Raw genomic sequence first — 23,406 nt, 5'->3', positions numbered from 1 at the left:
CCGTTTTAGCTTTGCCGCATCAGACGCATGCGCAGCGTCGTGGAGATGCGATCGAACAGATAGACCGTGATGAGAATCAGAAGCACCATATAGGCGACATTCTCCCAATCCTGATTGGTGCGCATCGCCTCCCAGAGTTTCAGGCCGATACCGCCGGCGCCGACCGCGCCGATAATGGTCGCCGAGCGGGTGTTGCTTTCCCAGAAATAGAGCGCATGGCTGGCAAAGACCGGTAGAATCTGTGGCAGCACACCGAACCGTTGAACGAGGCTGGGCGAAGCGCCGACGGAGCGGACGCCCTCGCGCTGGCGGTTGTCGATATTCTCCAGGCTCTCCGAATAGAGTTTGCCGAGCGTGCCCGTATCGGTGAAGAAGATCGCCGAGATGCCGGCGAGCGGGCCGGGCCCGAAGGCGCGGGTGAAGAACAGCGCCCAGATGAACATGTCGACCGAGCGCAGGAAGTCGAAGAACCGCTTGGTGGCCTGATTGGCGAGCGTGTTGCGGGTGATGTTCCGCGCGGCGATGAAGGCGAGCGGAAAGGCGATGATCGCGGCGAAGAGCGTGCCGACAAAGGCCATGACGATGGTCTGCAGTAGCTTGATCCAGACGTCGTAGTGCTGCCAGCTGGCATTGTAGAGAATATTGTTCCACGCCAGCGAAAGGTTCGAGCGGGACGGATCGAGGCGCTCGCCGCCCGCAATGGCCGTGACGACCTCGCCGGCGCTCATGCCGAAGAAGGGCGAATTGATGTCGAACAGGAAGTTTTCCCAACCGAGGAACCGGCGGCGGATCTTCACCGCATCGTCCCGAATCTCCGCCCGACCGTCGAAGCCGAACCGGACGATCACCTTGCCGTCCTCATATTTCTGAGAAGCCCATTCCGGCAATGCGCTCTGCGGCCGCACTGCGACGTCCGGTTCGATAGCGAGCGTCAGCGTCTCGCCTTCGCGTGTGACGGTCACGCGGTCGGGCGTCACATCGACCGTGCCGGCGCCGCCAAATTCGACACGCGCTGACATCACGGTCTCGATGGTTTCCGTGCCTTCCACGGGCGGGATGGCGGTCTCGTCGGGGCCGGTCGTCGTCGTGCCCAGCTGCGCGCCCGTGCCCATGAAGCCCGTCAGCGGAAGCTCCGTTTCCGCCGATGTTTCAGTCGCTGCCGAACCATCAGCTGCCGATGCTCCGCCCGTCGACCGCTCCATCGTGCCACGCTTGACGGTGATCCAATCCGGCGCGGGGTTCCTTCCGAGCGGCGAAAAGCGCGGAAAGGTGATCTGCATTGCGCCATCGGGGTCGATGTCGATATCCGGCCGCGCTTCATAGGACACCCAATCGGCAAGATAGTTGCCGGCAATGGACAGGTCGACACGCCGCAGCGTCTCGCCGATGGCGAAGAACCACCAGCAATAGACCGAATAGAGAATGACAGCCGCCAGAACGATGAATGGCGCTACCCGTTTGAGCGGACGGGCGCGCAGCAGATCGCCATGGCGTTCGGCAAGGGATTGATAGTCGATGGCGGTCATTGCACCGTCTCCTTACGCAACCGCAAAGGCCTGATCGCCGATCAGGCGGCGACGAAGCCAGGCGGAAAACTGGTCGACGGCGACGATCGTGCAGAACAGCAGGAAGACGATGGCGAGCGTCTTGGCCTCGTGGCCGCGCGAGATCGAAAGGCGCAGCAATTCGCCGATGCCGCCGCCGCCGACCGCGCCGATGATGGTCGAGGCGCGTACATTGATCTCCAGCCGCAGCAAGGTGTAGCTCATGAAATTGGGTATGACCTGCGGCACGATGCCGAAGCGGACGCGCTCGACCCAGCTTGCGCCGGCGGCTCGCAACCCCTCATCGGCCTTCATGTCCGCATTCTCGACGGTTTCGAAGAACAGCTTGCCGAGCGCGCCGATCGTATGGATGGCGACGGCGGCGATTGCCGGAATCGGCCCGAGGCTCATGATCGCGACGAAGAAGCCGGCAATGACGATTTCGGGGAAGGCGCGCAGCAGTTCCATCAGGCGGCGCACCGTGCCGCGGAGCCAGAAATTGCGAACCAGATTGCGCGAGGCGAGAAAGCAGAGAAGAAAGCCGAAGGTAAAGCCGATCAGCGTGGACAGGATGGCGATGTTCAGTGTCTCCAGCATCGCCATGAAATATTCCGGGATGTAGAGCGTACCGATAAAGTCGTGCCGTCCCATCGGGTAGTCGTATTTGAAGCTGCCATTGTCGTAGGGCGAGGGCAGGTCGAACAGGGCGCGAACCGGTTCGAGCGCATCGCGTGGCACCAGATCGCCGAAGAAATCGAAGAAATATGGCAGCCGGTCGAAGAATTTGCCGGCATTGGTCTCGTTGGCGAAGATCAGCGATGCCAATGTCAGCAGCGCGATCAGCCCGACGGTCAGCGCGGTATAGAGGCGGCGCTTGCGGATCTCGCTTTCCCAACGGTCCACGAGTGGGCCGTCGGCCCGCCTGTGTCCGGTCGCGTCTGCCGGGCGAATGGTGGATGAAGCGGTCATGGAACGCCTGTATCGGTGGTCGCCGGCAGGCGGCATACCACGCAAAGACCATCGCCAGCCGCAATGGCTGGCGATGGCGTTTCGGGTTATGCGTCGATCAGCCGCCGATGGTGGAGCGGCGCGCGTCGATGATCGGCTTGTAGAAGTCCGAATTGACTTCCGTATAGCTCTTGTAATCGCCGCCCTGGATGGCGGAGAAGCACTCCGGATCGTTCTCCGGCAGGGCCATCATGAAGTCCTTGAACTTGGTCTTCATGTCGTCGGACATGGATGAGCGGACGACGATCGGGCCGTTCGGAATGAGCGGGCTCTTCCAGAGCTCGACCAGATCGTCCATGTCGAGAATGCCCTTCTCGACCATCTTGTGGAGGTTGCCGGAGGTGTAGCCGTCTTCGAAATCGCCGACGCCCGACGCCCAGGTCGTGCCGGCGTCGAACGTGCCCTTGACGACTTCCAGAACCAGGTTCTCATGGCCGCCGCCGAAGCCGGTCTCGGCAAAATATTCGTTGATCGGCGCGCCGACGGCTTCCGGCAGGGTGACGGACGGCACAAGGAAGCCGGAGGTGGAGTCCGGGTCGGCGAAGCCGAGCTTCTTGCCCTTCATGTCTTCCAGCGACTCGATACCGCTATCCTTGCGGGCGACCATGACCGAGTGATAGCCGGTCGAACCGTCGGTCTGGACGGTCGTGAGGATCGGCTCGGCTGCATCCGGATCAGTCAGATGGATCTTCGCATAGCCCGATGCGCCGAGTTCGGCATAGTCGAGCGTGCCGCCGAGAAGACCCTGGATGGTGCCGTCATAGTCGGCCGCCGGGAAGAGTTTGACTTCTTCGACGCCGATGGCTTCGGGAAGCTGGTCGATCATGCACTGAAAATTGCGAATGCGGTCGGCTTCGTTTTCGCCGCCGATAATGCCGATGCGAAACACCTTGGTATCCGCATTGGCGTTTTCCTCTGCCTGGGCAGAAGCAGCCAGGCCCACCGAAAAGGCGGCGACCGAGGCGAGCAGAAGATTCCGGATCATTGTGACACTCCGTAGGACGAACCGGTTTTTTTTGGATGCACCGTCCACGCCGCCCGGTCCGGCATGCAGCGAAACGGAAACGCTAAAGGAAATAAGGCGTCAGGCGAGCGCTCTGGCTCGCTCCTCGGCAAGCTGCGTATCGGCGCGGTTTCCTGGAAGGGGCCGCATAGGGGCGGGCCGTTCGTCCTCATCCGCCGACAGCGATGTGGACGTCATCGCTTCGGAGAAGCCTTCGTTCTGCACGCCATACAGACGCCGCGCCTCGGCAGCGGTCAGTTCGGCGGGCGTGCCGTCGAAGACGACCCGGCCCTCGAACATGCCGATGATGCGTTCGCAATAGGTGCGCGCCGTATCCAGCGTGTGCAGATTGGTCACGACCGTGATGCCGTCGCGCTTGTTGATGTCGGCGAGGCTGTCCATCACCACCTTGGCGTTCATCGGATCGAGCGAGGCGATGGGCTCGTCGGCAAGCACCACGCGCGGCTCCTGCATCATGGCGCGGGCGATGGCGACGCGCTGCTGCTGGCCGCCGGACAAGGTGCCGGCGGGCTGAAGCGCGCTCTGGACGACGCCCAGCCGCTCCAGCATGGCTATCGCCATCAGCCGTTCCTCGCGCGAATAGAGACCGGCAAGGCTGGCGAAAGTCGATTTGTGGTTCAGGCGACCCAGAAGGACATTGGTCAGCACGTCGAGGCGGGGCACCAGATTGAACTGCTGAAAGATCATCGCGCAGTCGCGATTCCAGCGTCGCAGGGCGCTGCCTTTCAGGGCTGTTATGTCGGTGCCGTCGAAGAGGATATTGCCTTCCGAAGGGTCGATCAGCCGGTTGATCATCCGCAGCAGCGTCGATTTTCCGGCGCCCGAGCGGCCGATGATTCCCACCATCTGGCCTTCGGGAATGTTCAGCTCGACCTTGTCGACGGCAACCGCCTCGCCGAACCGTTTCGTCACGCCTTCAATCGTCAGCACGTCGGGCCTCCGTTTTCGTTGAGCCGGACCCTAGGCAGGCTAGTTAACAGTCTCATGACAAACGCGCTGCTCATCGGCTCAGCCCTCGTGTTTTTCCAGGAATTCTTCAGCCCCCAGTCGACGGAAATCGCCGAGGGTCTCGCGCAGCCGGTCATGATCCCAGTCCCACCAGGCCAGAGCCTGAAACCGCTCGGCGATTTCGGCCGAAAACCGCTGGCGGATCGGCCTGGCCGGCACCCCGCCGACAATCGCGTAGGGCGCCACATCGCGGCTGACGACAGCGCCCGCGCCGATGGCGGCCCCGTCGCCGACCGTCACGCCCGGCAGAACGGTCGCGCCATGGCCGATCCACACATCGTGTCCAATCGTCACCGCGTGCTCGCGCCGCCATTCGAAGAACGCGTCTTCGTTCGTCTCGCTGTCCCAGTAGTCGCCGGCGCGGTAGGTGAAATGATGCAGCGTCGGCCGCCATGTTGGATGATTGGTCGCATTGATGCGCACCGCGGCGGCGATGTTGGCGAACTTGCCGATCCGGGCGCACCAGACGCCGCCATCCTGCATGATGTAGGAGTAGTCGCCCATCTCGGTCTCCGAGATGCGGCAGCGCTCGGCGACTTCGGTGTAGCGGCCCAGCGTGGACTGCTCCACCGTCGCCGTCTCATGGATCAGCGGCGCTTCGGAGAGTTTAGCCACTGGATCAGGCGGCTTGCGCCGGCGCGAAGGCCGAAACGTCGATCAAATGATCGGCGACCCGTTCGCGCGTATCGAGATCGTGGAAGATGCCGAGGAGGGCCACGCCTTCGGCCTTCTTCTCCGAAATAATCTCGAGGACCACATCGCGATTGGCGCTGTCGAGCGAGGCGGTCGGCTCGTCGAGCAGCAGGATCGGATGGTTGGTCGAGAACCCGCGGGCGATGTTCACGCGCTGCTGTTCGCCGCCCGAGAAGGTGGCGGGCGGCAGGTCGAACAGGCGCGACGGCAGGTTGAGACGCGCCAGCAGCGTTTCGGCGCGCTCGCGGGCTTCCTGCCTGTCGATGCCGCGGGCGATCATCGGTTCGGCGACGATGTCGCGCGTCGAGACGCGGGGCACCACGGACAGGAACTGGCTGACATAGCCGATGGTCCGCTTGCGCACGGCCATGACGGCGCGCGGCTCGGCCGTGGCCAGATCGATCACGGCGCCTTCGTGCCAGACAGCGATGGAGCCGCTGTTCACGGCGTAATTGCCGTAGATCATCTTGAGGATGGAGCTTTTGCCGACGCCGGAGGGCCCGGCGAGCACGGCGCATTCGCCTGCCTTCAGAGCGAAGCCGGCATTGGCGAGCACCGGCAGAGAACGACCGCCCTGCAGATGCATGGTGAAGCTTTTGGCCAGATCGCGGACGATGAGCGGCTGCTGCTCGGTGGGTATGGTGATCACGGGTCAGACCTGCAGGATGGAAGAGACGAGAAGCTGGGTGTAGGGCGCCTGCGGATCGTCGAGGACGCGATCCGTCAGCCCCGTTTCGATCACATGGCCGTCTTTCATCACCATGATGCGGTCGGACAGAAGCCGCGCCACGGCGAGATCGTGCGTCACGATGATGACGGCGAGGCCGAGATCGGCGACGAGGCCGCGCAACAGGTCGAGCAGCCGCGCCTGCACCGAGACGTCCAGCCCGCCGGTCGGCTCGTCCATAAAGACCAGACGCGGCGCGGTGACGAGATTGCGTGCGATTTGAAGCCGCTGGCGCATGCCGCCGGAAAAGGCGCGCGGCTGATCGTCGATCCGCTCGGCCATGATCTCCACCCGCGACAGCCAGTCCGTGGCGGTTTCGCGGATCTGACCGTAATGCCGGTTGCCGACGGCCATCAGCCGCTCGCCGACATTGGCGCCGGCGGAGACCGTCATGCGTAGCCCGTCGGCCGGGTTCTGATGCACGAAGCCCCAGTCGGTGCGCAGCAGGTGCCGCCGTTCCGCCTCTTCCATTTCGAAGAGATTGCGGGGCTGACCGTCGCGCATCTGGTAGGTCACCGTGCCCGACGTGGCCGGCAGGCGGGTCGAGATGCAGTTCAGCAGCGTCGTCTTGCCCGAACCGCTTTCGCCGACGATGGCCAGCACTTCGCCCGGCCACACATCGAAGGAGATGTCGTCGCAGCCGATGCGCTGCCCGTAGCGCTTGGTCAGGTCGCGCACGCTGAGCAGCGGGCCGTCATGAGCCGCCATGCGGGCCCTTTCATCCGTCGAGAGCTGCTGGTTCATGCCTCGTCCTCCAATTGCAGCGGCAGGCCGTAGGAATAGCCGTAGCGCTCGAAACCGAGCCGCTCGTAAAAGCCATGCGCGCCCTCGCGCTTCATGGAGGTGGCGAGGATCAGCTTGTAGGCGCCCTGACGTTCGGCCAGTGTCGCCATTTCGGCGATCATGGCGCGGCCGAGGCCCTGTCCCTGGCGGTCCTCGGCGACGATGACATTCTCCACCAGCGCCACGGGCGCGCCCCTGTGGCCCAGATTGTCCATCACGATGAGGCACACCATGCCTGCCACGCCCAGCGCATCCTCGAACAGATAGGCGCGGTAGAACGGGTAGGCGGCCATGGCGTCCAGCACCCGGCGGGCGCCCGCCTCGTCCATCGCCTCGCCATTGTAGTCGGGCTGGCCGATCAGCCGCAGAAGCGCGGCCGCATCGTCCGCGCCCGCCTGCCGGCACTGCAGGGCGTCTTCCAGCGGAAGCGTTTGCGCAAGGCTCATTCCGCTGCCTCCGCCGCCGGTACGCCCATTTCGCCCACATGGCCGTCGGCGCGGCGGCTCTCGCAATTGTCGGTGTCCGAACAGACGAACATGCGCCCGCCGGCATCGTCGGTGACGACCTCGTCGAGATAGACGTTCTCCGCGCCGCAGAGCGCGCAGGGCCGATCGAACCGGTTCACCTCGAAAGGGTGATCCTCGAAGTCGAGGCTGACGACCTCGGTATAGGGCGGGATCGCATAGATGCGCGCTTCGCGGCCGGCGCCATAAAGCTGCAGGGCGGCGTTCCGGTGCATCTTCGGATTGTCGAATTTCGGGGTCGGCGAGGGGTCCATCACATAGCGGCCGGCGACCTTGACCGGATAGGCATAGGTCGTCGCGATGTGGCCGTGACGGGCGATGTCCTCGTAGAGCTTCACATGCATCAGCCCGTATTCCTCGAGCGCGTGCATGGCCCGCGTTTCGGTCTCGCGCGGCTCCAGAAAGCGCAGAGGCTCGGGGATCGGCACTTGGAAGACGATCGTCTGTCCGGGCTCCAGAGGCCGCTCCGGAATGCGGTGCCGCGTCTGGATCACCGTCGCCTCTTCGGTGCTGGTCGTGGTCTTCACGCCGGCGACATGCTCGAAGAATTTGCGGATGGAGACGGCATTGGTCGTATCGTCCGCGCCCTGGTCGATCACCTTCAGCACGTCTTCGGCCCCGAGGATCGAAGCCGTCACCTGCACGCCGCCGGTGCCCCAGCCATAGGGCATCGGCATCTCGCGGCTGCCGAACGGCACCTGATAGCCCGGCACGGCGATGGCCTTGAGGATCGCGCGGCGGATCATCCGCTTGGTCTGTTCGTCCAGATAGGCGAAATTGTAATGCGCCAGGTCGCTGGAGGGCTGCTCCGCCATCAGATCGAGGATCGTGCTCATTCCGCTGCCTCCTGCGAGAAGCCCGTATCCTCGTCGTCGTCCGTCCCGGCACCGTCCGCCCATTCCTTGCGGAGCGTGCGGATGAGCTGCAGTTCGGACTGGAAATCGACATAGTGCGGCAGTTTGAGATGCTCGACGAAACCGGTCGCCTGTACATTGTCGCAATGGCTGACGACGAATTCCTCGTCCTGCGCCGGTGCGATGATGTCTTCCTCGAATTCGCGCGCCCGCAGCGCCCGGTCCACCAGCGCCATGCTCATCGCCTTGCGTTCGCTCTGGCCGAAGACGAGGCCGTAGCCGCGGGTGAATTGCGGCGGCATCTCGGACGAGCCGCGAAACTGGTTGACCATCTGGCATTCCGTCAGTTGCACGCGGCCGATCGGCACCGCGTGGCCCAGCTCCGGCAGATCGATCTCCACCTCCACCGCTCCGATACGGATTTCGCCGGCGAAGGGATGGTTGCGGCCATAGCCGCGCTGGGTCGAATAGCCGAGCGCGAGCAGAAAGCCCTCATCGCCGCGCGCCAGGGCCTGCAATCGCTGCTCGCGCGTTAGCGGATAGGAGAGCGGCTCGCGCGTCATGTCGCCCGGCTCCGGCTCCACGCCATGCCCGTTCGTGACAGGCTCTTCGCCCTCGATCAGATCGTCATTGGCCAGAAGGTCGGAGACGCGGACGACGGCGTCGCCCACCGGACCGGTCTGCAGATCGGTCGTCTGCTCTTCCTCGCCGACGAGGTTGGGATCGAGCAGCCGATGGGTGTAGTCGAAGGTCGGGCCGAGAAGCTGCCCGCCCGGCAGATCCTTGAAGCAGGCCGAGATGCGCCGCTCGATCAGCATCGCGCCGGTATCGACCGGCACGCTGTCGTAAAGCCGTGGCAAGGTCGTGCGATAGGCGCGCAGGAGGAAGATCGCCTCGATCAGATCGCCTCGCGCCTGCTTTACGGCGAGCGCTGCGAGCTGGGTGTCGTAAAGCGCGCCTTCGGCCATGACGCGCGCGACGGAAAGGGCAAGCTGTTCAGCGATCTGACCCAGCGTCAGTGCGGGCAGGCGGCGGTCGCCACGGCGCTTCTCGGCGAGGAGACGGTGGGCGTTGTCGATGGCGGTTTCGCCACCCTTGACGGCGACATACATGATCAGGTCTCCGAAGCGATCTGGATGGAGCGCGGCAGGCCGATCACGCCTTCGCCCTCGCAGCTGAGGAACAGATCGACGCCGCGCGGAAAGAGCACGTGATTGGCGGCCCATTGCTCGGCGAAATCTGCCGGCAGACCGGCGGGCGCGATAGTGTGGCTGGTCTCGATGCCCGGGCCGGTGCAGCGCAGCGCTTTACCGCCGGAAAACGACGACACGGACAGGCACAACGTGGTCGAGCGGTCCGGATAGGCCTGATCGCCGGCGCAGAACGCGGCCAGCTCGACCTCGCGGCTATCGGAAATCATGCCGAACATGGCCTCCGATTCATGGCCGACGATAGCCGTGCCGGTCTGGAAGGTCATCCATTCGGCGACATGCGGATCGCCAGCCAGCATTGGATCGAGGAACAGCCGGGTGTCGGGGTCGAGCAGGGTACAGGCGATGGTCCCGAAGAGGCGGGGCAGTGCCGCCGGCGCTTCGACCGCCTCGATAGGCTGAACCGTTCCGGGCCGCGCCAGAGCGTTCATCAGCGCATGAAAGGCCTGCTGGGCCTGACGAACCGGATCGAAAAACCCGCCGGAAAGCGTAGACGCGTTCGTATCGTGATGGGGTGAAAGGCTCATTCGTCTTCCCCGCGCACCATGGTGAAGAAGTCGACCTTGGTGGCCGCGACCCGTTCGACCTCGTGGCGGTCTGCTTCGCTCAGCGCACGGCGCAATGGCGCAATGATCGCTTCCTCGACGCGGATTTCCTCATCGGCATCGCTGGCGAGCGCGTCGACAACCGCAGCGAGCGTTGCCCGTTTCCGGTCGCGACCGAGAGCCACCGAATGGCCGATACGCCCGTCGCCAAGCCTGACGGATGCGCGGGTGACTGTCGCTTCACCAATATTGAAGGCTGCTCCCGTACCGCCCGCGCGGCCACGCAGCATGACGAGGCCGGTTTCGACCGGCCGCAGGAAGGTGACGTCCGGATCGAGATCCAGCGTGCGGAATCTCTGCTCCAGTTCGGTGAAATCGCAGCGCGCCAGAACCGCAAACCGGTCTCTTCGTCTTGCGTCTGTTCCCGCACCGTCAAGCATGGCCATCCCCTTTCCGAAATCGATGCCGGACTAGTGCGGCTCCGTGACAGTCGGGTGACAAAGAGATGTAAGGCGACGTTTTTTGCAGATGTGCGATGGCTGACCGCGCTGCGGTCGACCTTTACGGCGTCTCGGACCGACCCACGGCGTGATTGGCGGCCTGGTGATGATCTCCTCGATCAACGCCTGGGCGCGTGAGGATCGCGAACCGGCCGGCAGAACGCATTCGAACAGTGTCTTGTAGGACATCTCCCCAGGCAGAACCGATTTCATTTCGCCGGTCGCGGCAGAGAATCTGCTTCTCCCTAAAGAGCGGCAGGTATCGCGACCCGGGTGCATGATTGGGAAAGGTGTGGATGCCGGCATGGATCTTCAGCTCCAGAACCAGCCGCTCGATCTCGAGCGGGTCCGTCACGTTCGGCTGCAGCGAAACTGCAGGCAGGCGTCTGCGTGCTTTGGCGATGGGTCGGTCGAGCCGGACGAGCTGGTGGTCGACGCGACGCATCTCAAGGCGCACCGCACTGCCGCCAGCCTTAAAAAACGGGGAGGGGGTTCCCAGACGTATCGGGCGAACCAGAGGCGGTCTGAACTCGAAGCTCCATGCGCTCTGCGACCAGATCGGACGACCGGTCATCATGCTGCTCACCGAAGGTTTAGGTCAGCGACTACAAAGGTGCCGCGACCATTCTCCCGGCGCTTCCTGCGTCCGCCAGAACGCCCATCGGCGACAGGGCCATGGCAGAGATGCCCGACATCGGGCAATCGCCATCGGAATGGTGTTGGGCTCACCGAGCATCAGCACACAAGGGTTTCGGAAGAAGAGCCGGTACGATGAGAAACATGCGCCTGTTCCGTCGCAACCGCAGGCATTGTATCCGCGCCGGCAATGGCTGCCTCCGAATGGGATCGGCTGGTGGGAGCGGGACCAGGTCAGGCTGCTCCGGCGGGTCTCGTCAGATCGAATAATCGTCGATCAGTGGATCGGGCTTTGCGAATTGCAGCAGATCGTCCGGATTGGTGATCGCGATATGGCTACCCTTCACCTTGACGCCATAGGGTTCGAGACCTTTGAAGGCGCGGCTGAGGTTTTCCGGCGTCATGCCGAGAAACGAGGCCAGCCGGCGCTTTTCCATCCGCAGATCGAATTCGTCGCTGCCGGTCCGCCTGCGCTGGCGCAGCAGATAATTGGCCAGCCGCTCCAGCGACGTCCGCAGCTTCAGGTCCTTGGTGTTCTTGACGACGGAGCGGTAGCATTGGGCAAGCTCCGTCACGATGGTGCGCGCGAACGAATTGTCGGTGTCGAAGATCGCCCGCACATCCTCTGACGGCAGCAGAGCGATACGGCTGCGCTCCAGCGTACGCGCCGACATCAGATAAGGCGCGTTCTTGACCGATGCCGCAAGGATGAAGGTCGAGATGGGATAGAGTGTCGCCATGCTGGTTTCACGACCGTTCCATGTCGAGAACAAATCGACCGAGCCGGACAGGACCACATGCAGGAAGTCGGGCGCTTCGCCCTCGCTGATCAACTGGATCTGAGGCGGAAAGCTCTGCACATAGGCGCCGCGCATGAGCGCGTCGAAGCTCTCCGGCTCCATGTCCGCGAAGAGGTCGAGGCCGCGAATGTCTTTACGATAGGTGTCGATCATCGTCGAAACAGCTTTCGCGCTTAGGTTGATAATTGTCGGATCTTAGCTTGATATATATCAAGGCGCCAATTGACATGCAACGTTCAAACGGTTGAAAGGTGTCAAGGAGAGGCACGAAATTTCTTGCTAACCCAATTATTTCACTACCCTTTTCGCGGTTTCTTGACCCAGATCAACTGACCGCAACCGGAGAGTGCGCATTCCCTCCCCATTCCAATAAGGCAGCCTCTTTTCGCTGCCAATGGCGGAGGGACCGTTATGGAATTGCAAAACAAAGCCACGGCACTGTGGTCCAACTTCCTCAATGTGAAGATGGTGCAGATCAGAACCTTCCACATGACGTGGTTTGCGTTCTTCTCCTGCTTTTTCGCCTGGTTCGGCATCGCACCGCTAATGAGCGTCGTGCGCGACGAACTGAAACTGACACCCGATCAGATCGGCTGGGCGATCATCGGTTCGGTGTCGATGACGATCTTCGCACGGCTGTTCATCGGCTGGCTCTGCGACCGGATCGGCCCGCGCAAATCCTATACCTGGCTGCTCATCCTCGGCTCGCTGCCGGTCATGGGCATCGGACTTGCGCAGACCTTCGAGACGTTCCTGCTTTTCCGTGTGCTGATCGGCTGCATCGGCGCGTCCTTCGTGATCACGCAGTACCACACCTCAGTCATGTTCGCGCCCAATGTGGTCGGCCAGGCCAATGCGACAAGCGCCGGCTGGGGCAATCTCGGCGGCGGCGTCACACAGTTCGTCATGCCGCTGCTCTTTTCGGTCATGGTCGTTGGCTTCGGCTTTTCCGAAGCGGTCGGTTGGCGCCTGTCGATGATCGTCGTCGGCACCATCATCTTCCTGATCGGCATCGGATATTACTTCCTGACGCAGGACGCGCCCGACGGCAATTTCGACGATCTGCGTGCGCAGGGAAAGCTGGAGGCCAAGAAGAAGGTCACCGGCAACTACATGCACGCCCTGAAGGATGGCCGGGTCTGGGTGCTGTTCGTCATCTATGGCGCCTGCTTCGGCATTGAGCTCACGGTGAACAACGTCGCTGCGCTCTATTTCATGGACTATTTCGACCTGACACTTGTAACGGCAGGCTTCGTCGCCGCGTCCTTCGGTCTGATGAACCTGTTCGCCCGCACGCTGGGCGGAATTTTCGGCGACAATTTCGGCTCGCTCTGGGGACTTAGGGGCCGGGCGTTCTGGCTGTTCATGTGCATCTTCTTCGAAGGCTGTGCGCTGATGGTCTTCAGCCAGATGCACGTCCTCTTCCTGGCTCTGCCGGCGCTGATTGTCTTCTCGCTCTTCACGCAGATGGCGGAGGGCGCGACCTACTCCGTCGTTCCCTTCATCAACAAGAAGGCGCTCGGCGCGGTGGCCGGCGTGGTCGGCGCGGGCGGCAATGCCGGCGCGGTCCTGGCGGGCTTCCTCTTCAAGAACGTGATCGACTGGTCCGAAGCCTTCTTCATCCTCGGCATCATCGTGACGGTCGCTTCCTTCCTCGCCTTCCTCGTCCGGTTCAGCCCCGAACAGGAGGAAGAAGAGAAGGCGAACTTCGTCGAGGCCAATATCGAGACGCTTCGCGCCCGCGCCGACAAGTCCATGGGTGAACTGGAAGAAGCGCTTGCCCTTATCGAAAAGCGCAACCGGAACGCTTCCATCCCCGCGCAATGACGAGGCGGCCGCGCCCCGCACCGGGGCGCGGCGTACTGCCCGGTAATACCAATCAGGAGACAAATGGTGGGACAAGATCTAAGAAACTGGAATCCGGAGGACGAAGCCTTCTGGCAAAGCGAGGGCAAAGCCATTGCCCGGCGCAACCTCTGGATTTCCATTCCGAGCCTGCTCTGCGGTTTTGCGGTCTGGCTCTACTGGGGCATCATCACCGTTCAGATGATCAATCTGGGCTTTCCGTTCGAAAAGGCTCAGCTCTTCACCCTGACGGCCATTGCCGGTCTGACCGGCGCGACACTGCGCATTCCGTCCACCTTCTTCATTCGCATTGCCGGCGGGCGCAACACGATCTTCTTCACCACCGCGCTGCTGATGATCCCGGCCTTCTTTACGGGGCTGGCGCTCTCCGACCCCGATACGCCGCTCTGGCAGTTCCAGCTTCTGGCGCTCCTGTCCGGCATTGGCGGCGGCAACTTCTCCTCCTCCATGTCGAACATTTCGTTCTTCTTTCCCAAGAAGATGCAGGGCTATTCGCTGGGCATGAATGCCGGCCTCGGCAATTTCGGCGTGACGACCATGCAGATCGTCATCCCGCTGGTCATGACGCTCGGCATTTTCGGCGGCGAGGGCCTGATCCTGCAGAACACCAGCGGCACGCTGATCGGCAAGATCCCGGCCGGCACCACCACCTGGATTCAGAATGCCGGCTATATCTGGCTGGTCTTCCTGATCCCGCTGGCCGTCGCCGGCTGGTTCGGCATGAACAATATTCGCGATGAGCATGTCTCGCCCAATATCGGCAGCCCGATCGGCGCTTTCGGCATCATCGCCTTCATGCTCGCGATCGGTTTCGTGACGGCTTCCGCCGGTCTTTGGCTGATGCTGCCGGAAGGCACGGGCGGCTCCGGCTGGAACGTATCGAAGTGGATCGTCCTGCCGCTGGTCATCGCCGCTACGGTTCTGCTGCTCAAGCTGATCCCCGGCCAGGTCGGCCAGAACCTGACCCGCCAGTACAGGATCTTCGGCAACAAGCACACCTGGGCGATGACCGTCATCTACACCATGACGTTCGGCTCCTTCATCGGCTACTCGGCGGCGCTCGCACTGACCATCAAGGTGGTGTTCGGCTTCCAGCATCTGATGGTCGATGGCGCGCTGACGCATGATACCGTCAACCCGAACGGACCGTCGGCCCTGATGTACGCCTGGATGGGCCCGTTCATCGGCGCGCTGATCCGGCCGATCGGCGGCATGATGGCCGACAAGCTCGGCGGCGCGCGCGTGACGCAGTGGATCTCCATCGTCATGGTCGCCTCGGCGCTCGGCGTGGCCTACTTCATCCAGGCGGCCTACGCATCGGCAACGCCCGAGCAGTACTTCCTGCCCTTCCTGGCTCTGTTCCTGATCCTGTTCGCCGCGACGGGTATCGGCAATGGCTCGACCTTCCGGACCATCGCCGTTGCCTTCGATCGCGAGCAGGCCGGTCCGGTGCTCGGATGGACTGCCGCTGTCGCCGCCTATGGCGCCTTCATCATCCCGAAGGTCTTCGGCGAGCAGATGAGCGCCGGAACACCGGAATACGCGCTCTACGGTTTCGCCGCCTTCTACGTGCTCTGCATCGCCATCAACTGGTGGTTCTACCTGCGACCCGGCGCATACATCAAAAACCCGTAAGCGACGGCTGGCACGCGCCGACCGCTCGGCGCGTGCCCTCAACAAGAAAACTCGGCGAGGAACAACGCGATGAGTCACCTTCTCGACAGACTGAACTTTCTGAAGTCCAAGGAAGTGGAACGGTTCTCCGACGGTCACGGCCAGGTCACGAATGAAAGCCGCGACTGGGAAGACACCTACAGAAACCGCTGGCGCCACGACAAGGTCGTGCGCTCGACCCATGGCGTGAACTGCACCGGGTCGTGCAGCTGGAAGATCTACGTCAAATCCGGGATCGTGACCTGGGAAACCCAGCAGACCGACTATCCGCGCACCCGCGCCGATCTGCCCAATCACGAGCCGCGCGGCTGCGCCCGTGGCGCCAGCTACAGCTGGTATCTCTATTCGGCCAACCGCGTGAAGAACCCGCTGGTGCGCGGCCGCCTCATGAAGGTCTGGCGCAAGATGCGGCAGACGATGGGCCCGATTGAAGCCTGGACGGCGATCCAGAACGATCCGATCCTGCGCGCCTCCTATGTGGAGACCCGTGGCAAGGGCGGCTTCGTGCGCGCCACCTGGGACGAGGCGACCGAGATCACCGCCGCCGCCAACGCTTATACCGCGAAGACTTACGGCCCCGACCGCGTGTTCGGCTTCTCGCCGATCCCGGCTATGTCGATGATCAGCTATGCGGCCGGCTCGCGCTATCTCAGCCTTCTGGGCGGCGTCTGCATGTCGTTCTACGACTGGTATTGCGACCTTCCGCCGGCTTCGCCCATGACGTGGGGCGAGCAGACCGACGTGCCGGAATCGGCCGACTGGTACAATGCCGGCTATCTGCTGCTCTGGGGCTCCAACGTGCCGCAGACCCGCACGCCGGACGCCCATTTCTACACCGAGGCCCGTTACAAGGGCACCAAATCCGCTGTCATCTGCCCGGACTATTCTGAAGCGGCCAAGTTCGGCGATGTCTGGCTGAACGCCAAACAGGGCACCGATGCGGCGCTGGCCATGGCCTTCGGCCACGTGATCCTGCGCGAGTTCCATCTCGACCGCCAATGCGCCTATTTCGAGGATTATACGCGCCGCTATTCCGACTTCCCGATGCTGGTGCGGCTGGAGCGCAAGAACGGCCACTACGTGCCGGGACGGTTCCTCCGCGCCGACGATCTGGACGGCAAGCTCGGCGAAGAGAACAATCCCGAATGGAAGACCGTCGCCTTCGACGAAGTCTCCAAGGGCCTCGTCGCGCCGAACGGCTCGATCGGCTATCGCTGGGGCGAGGACGGCGAATGGAACCTCGAGGAACGGGCCCAGGACGCCGACACCAATCTGAAGATGTCGCTGATCCTCGAAGAGGACCATGACGACGTCGTCGGCGTCGACTTCCCCTATTTCGGCGGCCAGGCATTTGGCCAGTTCGCCACCGATATCGACCATCCGGAGGTTCTGACCCGCAACATCCCGGTCAAGAAGATCAAGGCCGGAAAGGGCGAGGTTCTGGTCGCCACCGTCTTCGATCTCTTCGCCGCCAATTACGGGCTGGATCGTGGCCTCGGCGGCCATTGGGTGACGTCGGACTACGCCGACGACATGCCCGGCACGCCCGCCTGGGCCGAGAAGATCACCGGCGTCTCCGCCGACAAGATCATCCATGTCGCCCGCGAATTCGCCGACAATGCGGAGAAGACGCAGGGCAAGTCGATGATCATCATCGGCGCGGCCATGAACCACTGGTTCCACATGGACATGAACTATCGCGGCGTCATCAACATGCTGGTGATGTGCGGTTGCGTCGGCCAGTCCGGCGGCGGTTGGGCGCATTATGTCGGCCAGGAAAAGCTGCGTCCGCAAACCGGCTGGCAGCCGCTGGCTTTCGCTTTGGACTGGGGCCGTCCGCCGCGCCACATGAACTCGACCTCGGCCTGGTACGCGCACACCGACCAGTGGCGCTACGAGACGCTGACAGCCAGTGAAATCCTCTCGCCGACGGCGCCGGAGGGCGACTGGGACATCAGCCTCATCGACTACAATATCCGCGCCGAGCGGATGGGCTGGCTGCCGTCCGCGCCGCAGCTGAAGACCAACCCGCTGGAGGTGGTGAAGGCCGCCAAGGCCGCCGACAAGGAAGTGCCCGCCTACATCGTCGAGAACCTGAAATCCGGCGATCTGGAAATGTCGTGCGAGGACCCGGACGATCCGGCGAACTGGCCGCGCAACCTGTTCGTCTGGCGCTCCAACCTGCTCGGCTCGTCCGGCAAGGGCCATGAATATTTCCTCAAGCACCTGCTCGGCGCCGATCACGGTGTGATGGGCAAGGATGTCGGCGAGGAAGGGCGGACGCTGCCGAAGGAGGCGAAGTGGCACGAGGAGGCCCCGCGCGGCAAGCTCGACCTGCTCGTCACGATCGACTTCCGCATGTCGACCACGGCGGTCTATTCTGACATCGTCCTGCCGACGGCCAGCTGGTACGAGAAGGACGACCTCAACACCTCCGACATGCATCCCTTCATCCACCCGCTGCAGGCGGCGGTCGATCCCGCTTACGAAAGCCGGTCCGACTGGGAGATCTTCAAATCCATCGCCAGGAAGTTCCAGGAGATCGTTCCGGGCTATCTCGGCAAGGAGACCGACGTCGTTGCGCTGCCGATCCTCCACGACACCCCTGCCGAGATCGCGCAGGACCAGGTGAAGGACTGGAAGAAGGGCGAATGCGACCTGATCCCCGGAAAGACCGCGCCGGCCTATGTTCCGGTGGAACGGGACTACACCGCCATCTACGACCGCTTCACCGCGCTCGGCCCGCTGATGGACAAGCTCGGCAATGGCGGCAAGGGAATTTCCTGGAACACGCAGGACGAGGTCGACAATCTGGCGGCGCTGAACGGCGTGCAGCGCGATGGCGCCGCCGCCGGTCGGCCGAAGATCGAAACGGCGATCGACGCCTGCGAAGTAGTGCTGATGCTGGCGCCCGAAACCAATGGCGAGGTCGCCGTCAAGGCCTGGGAATCGCTGGAGAAGGCCACAGGGCGCGAACACGCCCATCTGGCGGCGGGCGAGCATCACAACAAGATCCGCTTCCGCGACATCGCCGCACAGCCGCGCAAGATCATCTCTTCGCCCACCTGGTCGGGCATCGAGAGCGAGAAGGTCAGTTACAATGCCGGCTATACAAATGTGCACGAGCTGATCCCATGGCGCACATTGTCGGGCCGCCAGCAGCTCTATCAGGACCATCTGTGGATGCGGGCCTTCGGCGAGGGCTTCATGTCGTACCGCCCGCCGGTCGATCTGAAGACCATCACGGCCGACGTTCAGGACGAAGGCGACAGCCTGGTGCTGAACTTCATCACGCCGCACCAGAAATGGGGCATCCACTCCACCTATACCGACAATCTGCTGATGCTGACGCTCAACCGCGGCGGCCCGGTCATCTGGGTCAGCGAGAACGACGCGAAATCGGCAGGCATCGTCGATAATGACTGGGTGGAGCTTTACAACACCAATGGCGCGCTGACCGCCCGTGCGGTCGTCTCCCAGCGGATCAAGGACGGCACGACGTTCATGTATCATGCCCAGGAGAAGATCGTGAACACGCCCGGTTCCGAGAAGACCGGCCATCGCGGCGGCATTCACAACTCGGTGACCCGGGCCGTGCCGAAGCCGACGCACATGATCGGCGGCTACGCCCAGCAATCCTACGGCTTCAACTACTACGGAACCGTCGGCTCGAACCGGGACGAGTTCGTCGTTGTCAGGAAAATGAAAAAGGTCGACTGGCTCGATGCCGAAAAGGCATGGACAGCGCCCGCAAAGGAGGCGGCAGAATGAAAATCCGCGCACAGATCGGCATGGTGCTGAATCTCGATAAATGCATCGGCTGTCACACCTGCTCCGTCACATGCAAGAACGTCTGGACCAGCCGCGACGGCGTCGAATATGCCTGGTTCAACAATGTGGAGTCCAAGCCCGGCACCGGCTATCCGACCGATTGGGAAAACCAGAAGCGCTGGAACGGCGGCTGGGAACGCTCCGCATCGGGCAAGCTGCACCCCAAACAGGGCGGCAAATGGCGCATCCTCGCCAATATCTTCGCCAACCCGGATTTGCCGCAGATCGACGACTATTATGAGCCGTTCGACTTCGACTACGACCATCTGAAGTCGGCCCCGGAAATGGAGGCATTCCCGACGGCGCGCCCCCGCTCCAAGATCACCGGCGAACGGATCGAAAAGATCGAGAAGGGTCCGAACTGGGAAGAGATTCTCGGCGGCGAATTCTCCAAGCGCTCCGAAGACTACAATTTCGAGGGCATCCAAAAGGAGATCTACGGCGAGTACGAAAACACCTTCATGATGTATCTGCCGCGGCTGTGCGAGCACTGCCTCAACCCGGCCTGCGCGGCGTCCTGCCCCTCCGGAGCGATCTACAAGCGCGAGGAGGACGGCATCGTCCTGATCGATCAGGAGAAGTGCCGCGGCTGGCGCATGTGCGTGTCAGGCTGCCCCTACAAGAAGGTCTATTACAACTGGTCGACCAACAAGTCGGAGAAGTGCACGCTCTGCTATCCGCGGATCGAGAGCGGCAACCCGACCGTCTGTTCGGAGACCTGTGTCGGGCGCATCCGCTATATCGGCGTCATGCTCTACGACGCCGACAAGATCGAGGCGGCGGCCAATATGGAGGAGAAGCAGGACCTCTACGACGCCCAGCTCGGCGTCTTCCTCGACCCGAACGATCCGGAGGTGATCCGCCAGGCGCGCGCCGAGGGCATCGCCGAGAACTGGATCAAGGCCGCCCAGGAAAGCCCGATCTGGAAGATGGCGATGGATTGGAAGATCGCCTTCCCGCTGCATCCGGAGTACCGTACGCTGCCGATGGTCTGGTACGTGCCACCCTTGTCGCCGATCCAGAACGCCGCCGAGGCGGGCGCGATCGGCATGAATGGCGCCATGCCGGACGTCCGCAATCTGCGCATCCCCGTCCGCTACCTCGCCAACATGCTGACGGCGGGCGACGAAGCGCCGATCGTCACGGCGCTGGAGCGGATGCTGGCCATGCGCGCCTACATGCGGTCCCGCAACGTGGAGGGCGTCACCGACGAGGCGATCGCCACCCGCGTCGGTCTCGATGGGCGCACCATCGAGGACATGTACAAGATCATGGCGCTGGCCGATTACGAGGATCGCTTCGTTATCCCGACCACCCATCGCGAGCAGGTCGAGGATGCCTACGATCTGCGCGGCGGATGCGGCTTTACCGATGGCAATGGCTGCTCGACCGGCACGTCGAAGACTTCGCTCTTCGGCTCGGCCAAACGGCCGCTCAAAATGCCCAAGGAGGTGGCGTGATGGACCGCACACTCAAAGCGCTCTCGCTTGTCCTCAGCTATCCGACCCGCGAATTGCAGGGCGCCATGGCGGAGGTCGGCGCGGTGCTGGCCTCCGATACGCGGCTGACGGCGGCGGCGCGGCGCGATCTGCGCCCGCTCATCGGCGAAATGGAGGCGGACGACATCTACGATCTCGAAGAGCGCTACGTGATGCTCTTCGACCGCTCGCGCACCCTGTCGCTGAACCTTTTCGAACACGTTCACGGCGAAAGTCGTGACCGGGGCGGCGCGATGGTCTCCCTGGTCGAGACCTATCGCGAGGGCGGGTTCGACCCCGCGACATCGGAGCTGCCGGACCATCTGCCGGTGCTTCTGGAGTTCCTGGCGACCCGTCCATGGGCGGAAGCCCGCGCGGTGCTGGCCGATGCGGCGCACATCTTCGAGGCGCTGAACGAGCGCCTCGTCCGGCGCGAAAGCGCCTATGCGTCCGTCTTCGCTGCGCTGGTGCAGCTTTCGGAAGCCAGCATCGATCGGCAGGCCGTGGCCGAACTGATGGCGCAGCCGGATGTCGATCCGGCCGATCTGGAGGCGCTCGACGAGGTCTGGGAAGAAGCCGAGGTCCGTTTCGGCCCCGACCCTGGCGCCGGCTGCCCCCAGGCGCGCGAGATGCTCGCGCGGATGGACGCCCTCGCAACGCCCGCTCCGCATTCCGCGGCCGAATAGGGAGAACGCATCATGTTCTTTTCCAACTTCAACCTCGACTTCTTCATCTTCGGCATCATGCCCTATGTGGCGCTGACGGTGCTGATCATCGGTTCGATAGCACGCTATGAGCGCGATCCGTTCACGTGGAAATCGTCATCCAGCCAGCTTCTTCGGCGAAAACAGCTCGTCTGGGGATCGATCCTTTTCCATGTCGGCATCCTGGTCGTCTTCTTCGGCCATCTGATCGGCCTCTTCACGCCGATCTGGGTCCTGGACCTGCTCGGCGTGCCATACGGCCTGAAGCAATGGTTCGCGGTTTTGCTGGGCGGGGCGTTCGGCATCGTCTCGCTGATAGGTGCGACCATGCTGCTGCACCGTCGCCTTATCGATCCGCGCATCCGCGCCACTTCCAGCTTTGCCGACATTCTGATCCTCGTGTTGATCTGGATTCAGCTCTTCGTCGGCCTCGGCACGATCATCCTGACCATGGAGCACATGGATGGCGGCGAGATGGTGCGGTTCATGACCTGGAGCCAGAGCGTTGTCACACTGGAGCTGAACGCCTGGACCGACGTTGTCTCCGTCCACTGGCTCTACAAGTTCCACATCCTGCTGGGCCTGGTGATCGTGGCGCTCTTCCCGTTCACGCGGCTGGTGCATATCTGGTCCGGTCTGGCCGTGCCGTTCCGCTATCTGCTGCGGCCCGGCTACCAGCTGGTCCGTTCGCGGCGAAGCCGGGCCTCGGCCCGCGCGGCAGCGGATGCGCATATGCGCGATGCGGCCCGCCAGCCGGCGGAGTGAGAGCGATGGAAGCGCCTCTCTTTCAGGACCTCGTGATCAATGGCGAACGTGTTCCGCACACCGCCATTGCCGCCGAGACCCAGAACCAGAATGCGCCGAGGGCAAAGGCCGCCATGGCATGGCGCAAGGCGGCCAATGCCGTGGCGATCCGCACTCTGCTCCTTCAGGAGGCGCGCGCGCGGGGTATCGAGGCCGATTGCCGGCAGGTCGGTCCCGGCCGCTTCGAAACGGAGGATGAGGCCCTGATCCGGGGCCTTCTCGACCAGGTGATCGACGTGCCGGAACCGACGCCGGACGAGGTCCGGGCGGAATGGCAGAAGAATCCGGATCGCTTTCGCAGCCCGCCCCTCTGGGAGGTGTCGCACATTCTGTGCGCATGCGCCTCGAACGATCCGCAGGACCGGCGAAAGGCGTTCGATCGCGCGATGCACATCCTCGCCACGGTGGAGGACGATCCGAAAAGCTTCGCTTCGGTCGCGGCGGTTCAGAGCGATTGCGGCTCCAAAACGTCCGGCGGCGCGCTCGGCCAGCTCGGTCCCGGCGACACGGTGCCGGAATTCGAGGCGGCGCTGCGCCATCTGGGCGATGGCGAGGTCGCGCCGAAGCCCGTGGAGACCCGGCACGGCTTTCACGTCATTCGCATGGACGCGATCGCCCAGGGCCGGGTGCTGCCCTTCGAAGCCGTCAGGGAGGCGGTGGCGAGCGCCATGGAGCGCGCCGACTGGGCGCGGCAGGCGCGCAGCTTTGTCGACGGGCTCGTCGCCGTGGCGCAGATCGAGGGCGCCGACCTTTCGGTCAAGGGTGAGGGGCCGCTCGAACCCTAGCCCTCTTTTGCTCCGCTTTCATCGCGGTCGCGCTCATAGCGGTGGTTGACGGGAAAAGGCGGCAGCCAGCCTTCGCGCCGGACGGTCCAGCTTTCATAACTGGGTGTAAATTGATCGGGCGCATCGAGCGAACCGAGATGGAGTTCGACCTCATCGCCGCTGCGTGCAAAGACGGACGAGCCGCAGCGCGGGCAGAAGAATCGTCCCTCATAGTCGCGGACCTCGCCTTCCACTGTCACGGCGTCTTCCGGGAAGATGGCGGCGGCATAGAAGAGCGCGCCGTGATGTTTACGGCAATCCAGACAATGGCAGATTCCAACGCGATCGGGCTGCCCCGTCGCTGCTATCCGCACATCGCCGCAGAGGCAGCCACCAGTGAACCGGTCCATGCGATTCGTCCTTTCATG

General features: G+C 63.2%; 22 protein-coding genes. 7 read left to right on the top strand and 15 right to left on the bottom strand.

Going from position 1 to position 23,406, the window contains the following annotated elements:
* Window positions 1–5: 5 nt before the first annotated feature.
* From phnE (B7H23_RS03975) to B7H23_RS03910, 14 genes are all read right to left on the bottom strand, one after another.
* The gene (phnE, locus tag B7H23_RS03975; protein WP_094076053.1) at window positions 6–1,526 is read right to left on the bottom strand and encodes a phosphonate ABC transporter, permease protein PhnE; all 1,521 of its coding nucleotides are present in this window, start codon (window positions 1,524–1,526) and stop codon (window positions 6–8) included.
* Window positions 1,527–1,538: 12 nt separating this feature from the next.
* Complete coding sequence (phnE, locus tag B7H23_RS03970; RefSeq protein ID WP_094076870.1) at window positions 1,539–2,513, bottom strand: phosphonate ABC transporter, permease protein PhnE; 975 nt, start codon at window positions 2,511–2,513, stop codon at window positions 1,539–1,541.
* A 97-nt stretch (window positions 2,514–2,610) separates the two neighbouring features.
* Window positions 2,611–3,537, bottom strand: a complete 927-nt coding sequence (gene phnD, locus B7H23_RS03965) for a phosphonate ABC transporter substrate-binding protein (RefSeq protein WP_094076052.1) — start codon at window positions 3,535–3,537, stop codon at window positions 2,611–2,613.
* A 99-nt stretch (window positions 3,538–3,636) separates the two neighbouring features.
* Window positions 3,637–4,506, bottom strand: a complete 870-nt coding sequence (phnC, locus tag B7H23_RS03960) for a phosphonate ABC transporter ATP-binding protein (protein WP_094076051.1) — start codon at window positions 4,504–4,506, stop codon at window positions 3,637–3,639.
* 78 nt (window positions 4,507–4,584) lie between these two features.
* Window positions 4,585–5,199: a DapH/DapD/GlmU-related protein gene (locus B7H23_RS03955; protein WP_094076050.1), complete on the bottom strand. Its 615-nt coding sequence runs from the start codon at window positions 5,197–5,199 to the stop codon at window positions 4,585–4,587.
* Window positions 5,200–5,203: 4 nt separating this feature from the next.
* Window positions 5,204–5,917 (bottom strand): phosphonate C-P lyase system protein PhnL, encoded by a 714-nt coding sequence (phnL, locus tag B7H23_RS03950; RefSeq protein ID WP_094076869.1) that lies wholly within the window; start codon window positions 5,915–5,917, stop codon window positions 5,204–5,206.
* 12 nt (window positions 5,918–5,929) lie between these two features.
* The gene (gene phnK / locus B7H23_RS03945; protein WP_094076868.1) at window positions 5,930–6,712 is read right to left on the bottom strand and encodes a phosphonate C-P lyase system protein PhnK; all 783 of its coding nucleotides are present in this window, start codon (window positions 6,710–6,712) and stop codon (window positions 5,930–5,932) included.
* A 32-nt stretch (window positions 6,713–6,744) separates the two neighbouring features.
* Window positions 6,745–7,233: a GNAT family N-acetyltransferase gene (locus B7H23_RS03940; protein ID WP_094076049.1), complete on the bottom strand. Its 489-nt coding sequence runs from the start codon at window positions 7,231–7,233 to the stop codon at window positions 6,745–6,747.
* Entirely contained in the window at window positions 7,230–8,126 is an 897-nt protein-coding gene (locus B7H23_RS03935; RefSeq protein ID WP_094076867.1) for an alpha-D-ribose 1-methylphosphonate 5-phosphate C-P-lyase PhnJ, read from the bottom strand. The genes B7H23_RS03940 and B7H23_RS03935 overlap by 4 nt, the downstream gene beginning before the upstream one ends.
* Window positions 8,127–8,143: 17 nt before the next feature.
* The gene (locus B7H23_RS03930; protein ID WP_094076048.1) at window positions 8,144–9,277 is read right to left on the bottom strand and encodes a carbon-phosphorus lyase complex subunit; all 1,134 of its coding nucleotides are present in this window, start codon (window positions 9,275–9,277) and stop codon (window positions 8,144–8,146) included.
* A gap of 2 nt (window positions 9,278–9,279) precedes the next feature.
* Window positions 9,280–9,903 (bottom strand): phosphonate C-P lyase system protein PhnH, encoded by a 624-nt coding sequence (gene phnH / locus B7H23_RS03925; protein ID WP_094076047.1) that lies wholly within the window; start codon window positions 9,901–9,903, stop codon window positions 9,280–9,282.
* Entirely contained in the window at window positions 9,900–10,367 is a 468-nt protein-coding gene (phnG, locus tag B7H23_RS03920) for a phosphonate C-P lyase system protein PhnG (protein ID WP_162787048.1), read from the bottom strand. Before phnG ends, phnH begins: the two co-directional genes overlap by 4 nt.
* A 115-nt stretch (window positions 10,368–10,482) precedes the next feature.
* A complete protein-coding gene (locus B7H23_RS16320; RefSeq protein ID WP_158215757.1) occupies window positions 10,483–10,998 on the bottom strand; it encodes a hypothetical protein in 516 nt (171 codons plus the stop codon).
* 316 nt (window positions 10,999–11,314) lie between these two features.
* Window positions 11,315–12,010, bottom strand: a complete 696-nt coding sequence (locus B7H23_RS03910) for a helix-turn-helix domain-containing protein (RefSeq protein ID WP_094076045.1) — start codon at window positions 12,008–12,010, stop codon at window positions 11,315–11,317.
* A 258-nt stretch (window positions 12,011–12,268) separates the two neighbouring features.
* Between B7H23_RS03910 and B7H23_RS03905 the strand changes: the two genes are divergently transcribed.
* From B7H23_RS03905 to B7H23_RS03875, 7 genes are all read left to right on the top strand, one after another.
* The gene (locus B7H23_RS03905) at window positions 12,269–13,684 is read left to right on the top strand and encodes an MFS transporter (protein WP_094076044.1); all 1,416 of its coding nucleotides are present in this window, start codon (window positions 12,269–12,271) and stop codon (window positions 13,682–13,684) included.
* 63 nt (window positions 13,685–13,747) lie between these two features.
* Window positions 13,748–15,358 carry an MFS transporter gene (locus tag B7H23_RS03900; protein WP_094076043.1) on the top strand — a complete coding sequence of 537 codons (1,611 nt, stop codon included), beginning with the start codon at window positions 13,748–13,750 and terminating at the stop codon, window positions 15,356–15,358.
* A gap of 69 nt (window positions 15,359–15,427) precedes the next feature.
* Complete coding sequence (locus B7H23_RS03895) at window positions 15,428–19,168, top strand: nitrate reductase subunit alpha (protein ID WP_094076042.1); 3,741 nt, start codon at window positions 15,428–15,430, stop codon at window positions 19,166–19,168.
* Window positions 19,165–20,688, top strand: coding sequence for a nitrate reductase subunit beta (narH, locus tag B7H23_RS03890; protein ID WP_094076865.1), 1,524 nt, complete (start codon window positions 19,165–19,167; stop codon window positions 20,686–20,688). Before B7H23_RS03895 ends, narH begins: the two co-directional genes overlap by 4 nt.
* Window positions 20,688–21,392, top strand: a complete 705-nt coding sequence (gene narJ / locus B7H23_RS03885; protein ID WP_094076041.1) for a nitrate reductase molybdenum cofactor assembly chaperone — start codon at window positions 20,688–20,690, stop codon at window positions 21,390–21,392. Before narH ends, narJ begins: the two co-directional genes overlap by 1 nt.
* 12 nt (window positions 21,393–21,404) lie before the next feature.
* Entirely contained in the window at window positions 21,405–22,175 is a 771-nt protein-coding gene (gene narI / locus B7H23_RS03880) for a respiratory nitrate reductase subunit gamma (protein ID WP_094076040.1), read from the top strand.
* 5 nt (window positions 22,176–22,180) lie between these two features.
* Window positions 22,181–22,999: a peptidylprolyl isomerase gene (locus B7H23_RS03875; protein WP_094076039.1), complete on the top strand. Its 819-nt coding sequence runs from the start codon at window positions 22,181–22,183 to the stop codon at window positions 22,997–22,999.
* Here the strand turns inward: B7H23_RS03875 and B7H23_RS03870 are convergent.
* Window positions 22,996–23,388, bottom strand: a complete 393-nt coding sequence (locus B7H23_RS03870; protein ID WP_094076038.1) for a GFA family protein — start codon at window positions 23,386–23,388, stop codon at window positions 22,996–22,998. The genes B7H23_RS03875 and B7H23_RS03870 overlap by 4 nt on opposite strands.
* Window positions 23,389–23,406: the final 18 nt, after the last annotated feature.

The sequence above is a fragment of the Notoacmeibacter marinus genome (genome assembly GCF_002238045.1).
GTDB lineage: Bacteria > Pseudomonadota > Alphaproteobacteria > Rhizobiales > Rhizobiaceae > Notoacmeibacter > Notoacmeibacter marinus.
Note: the sequence above shows the minus strand (reverse complement) of the source record. Positions and strands in the feature narration are given on the sequence as shown.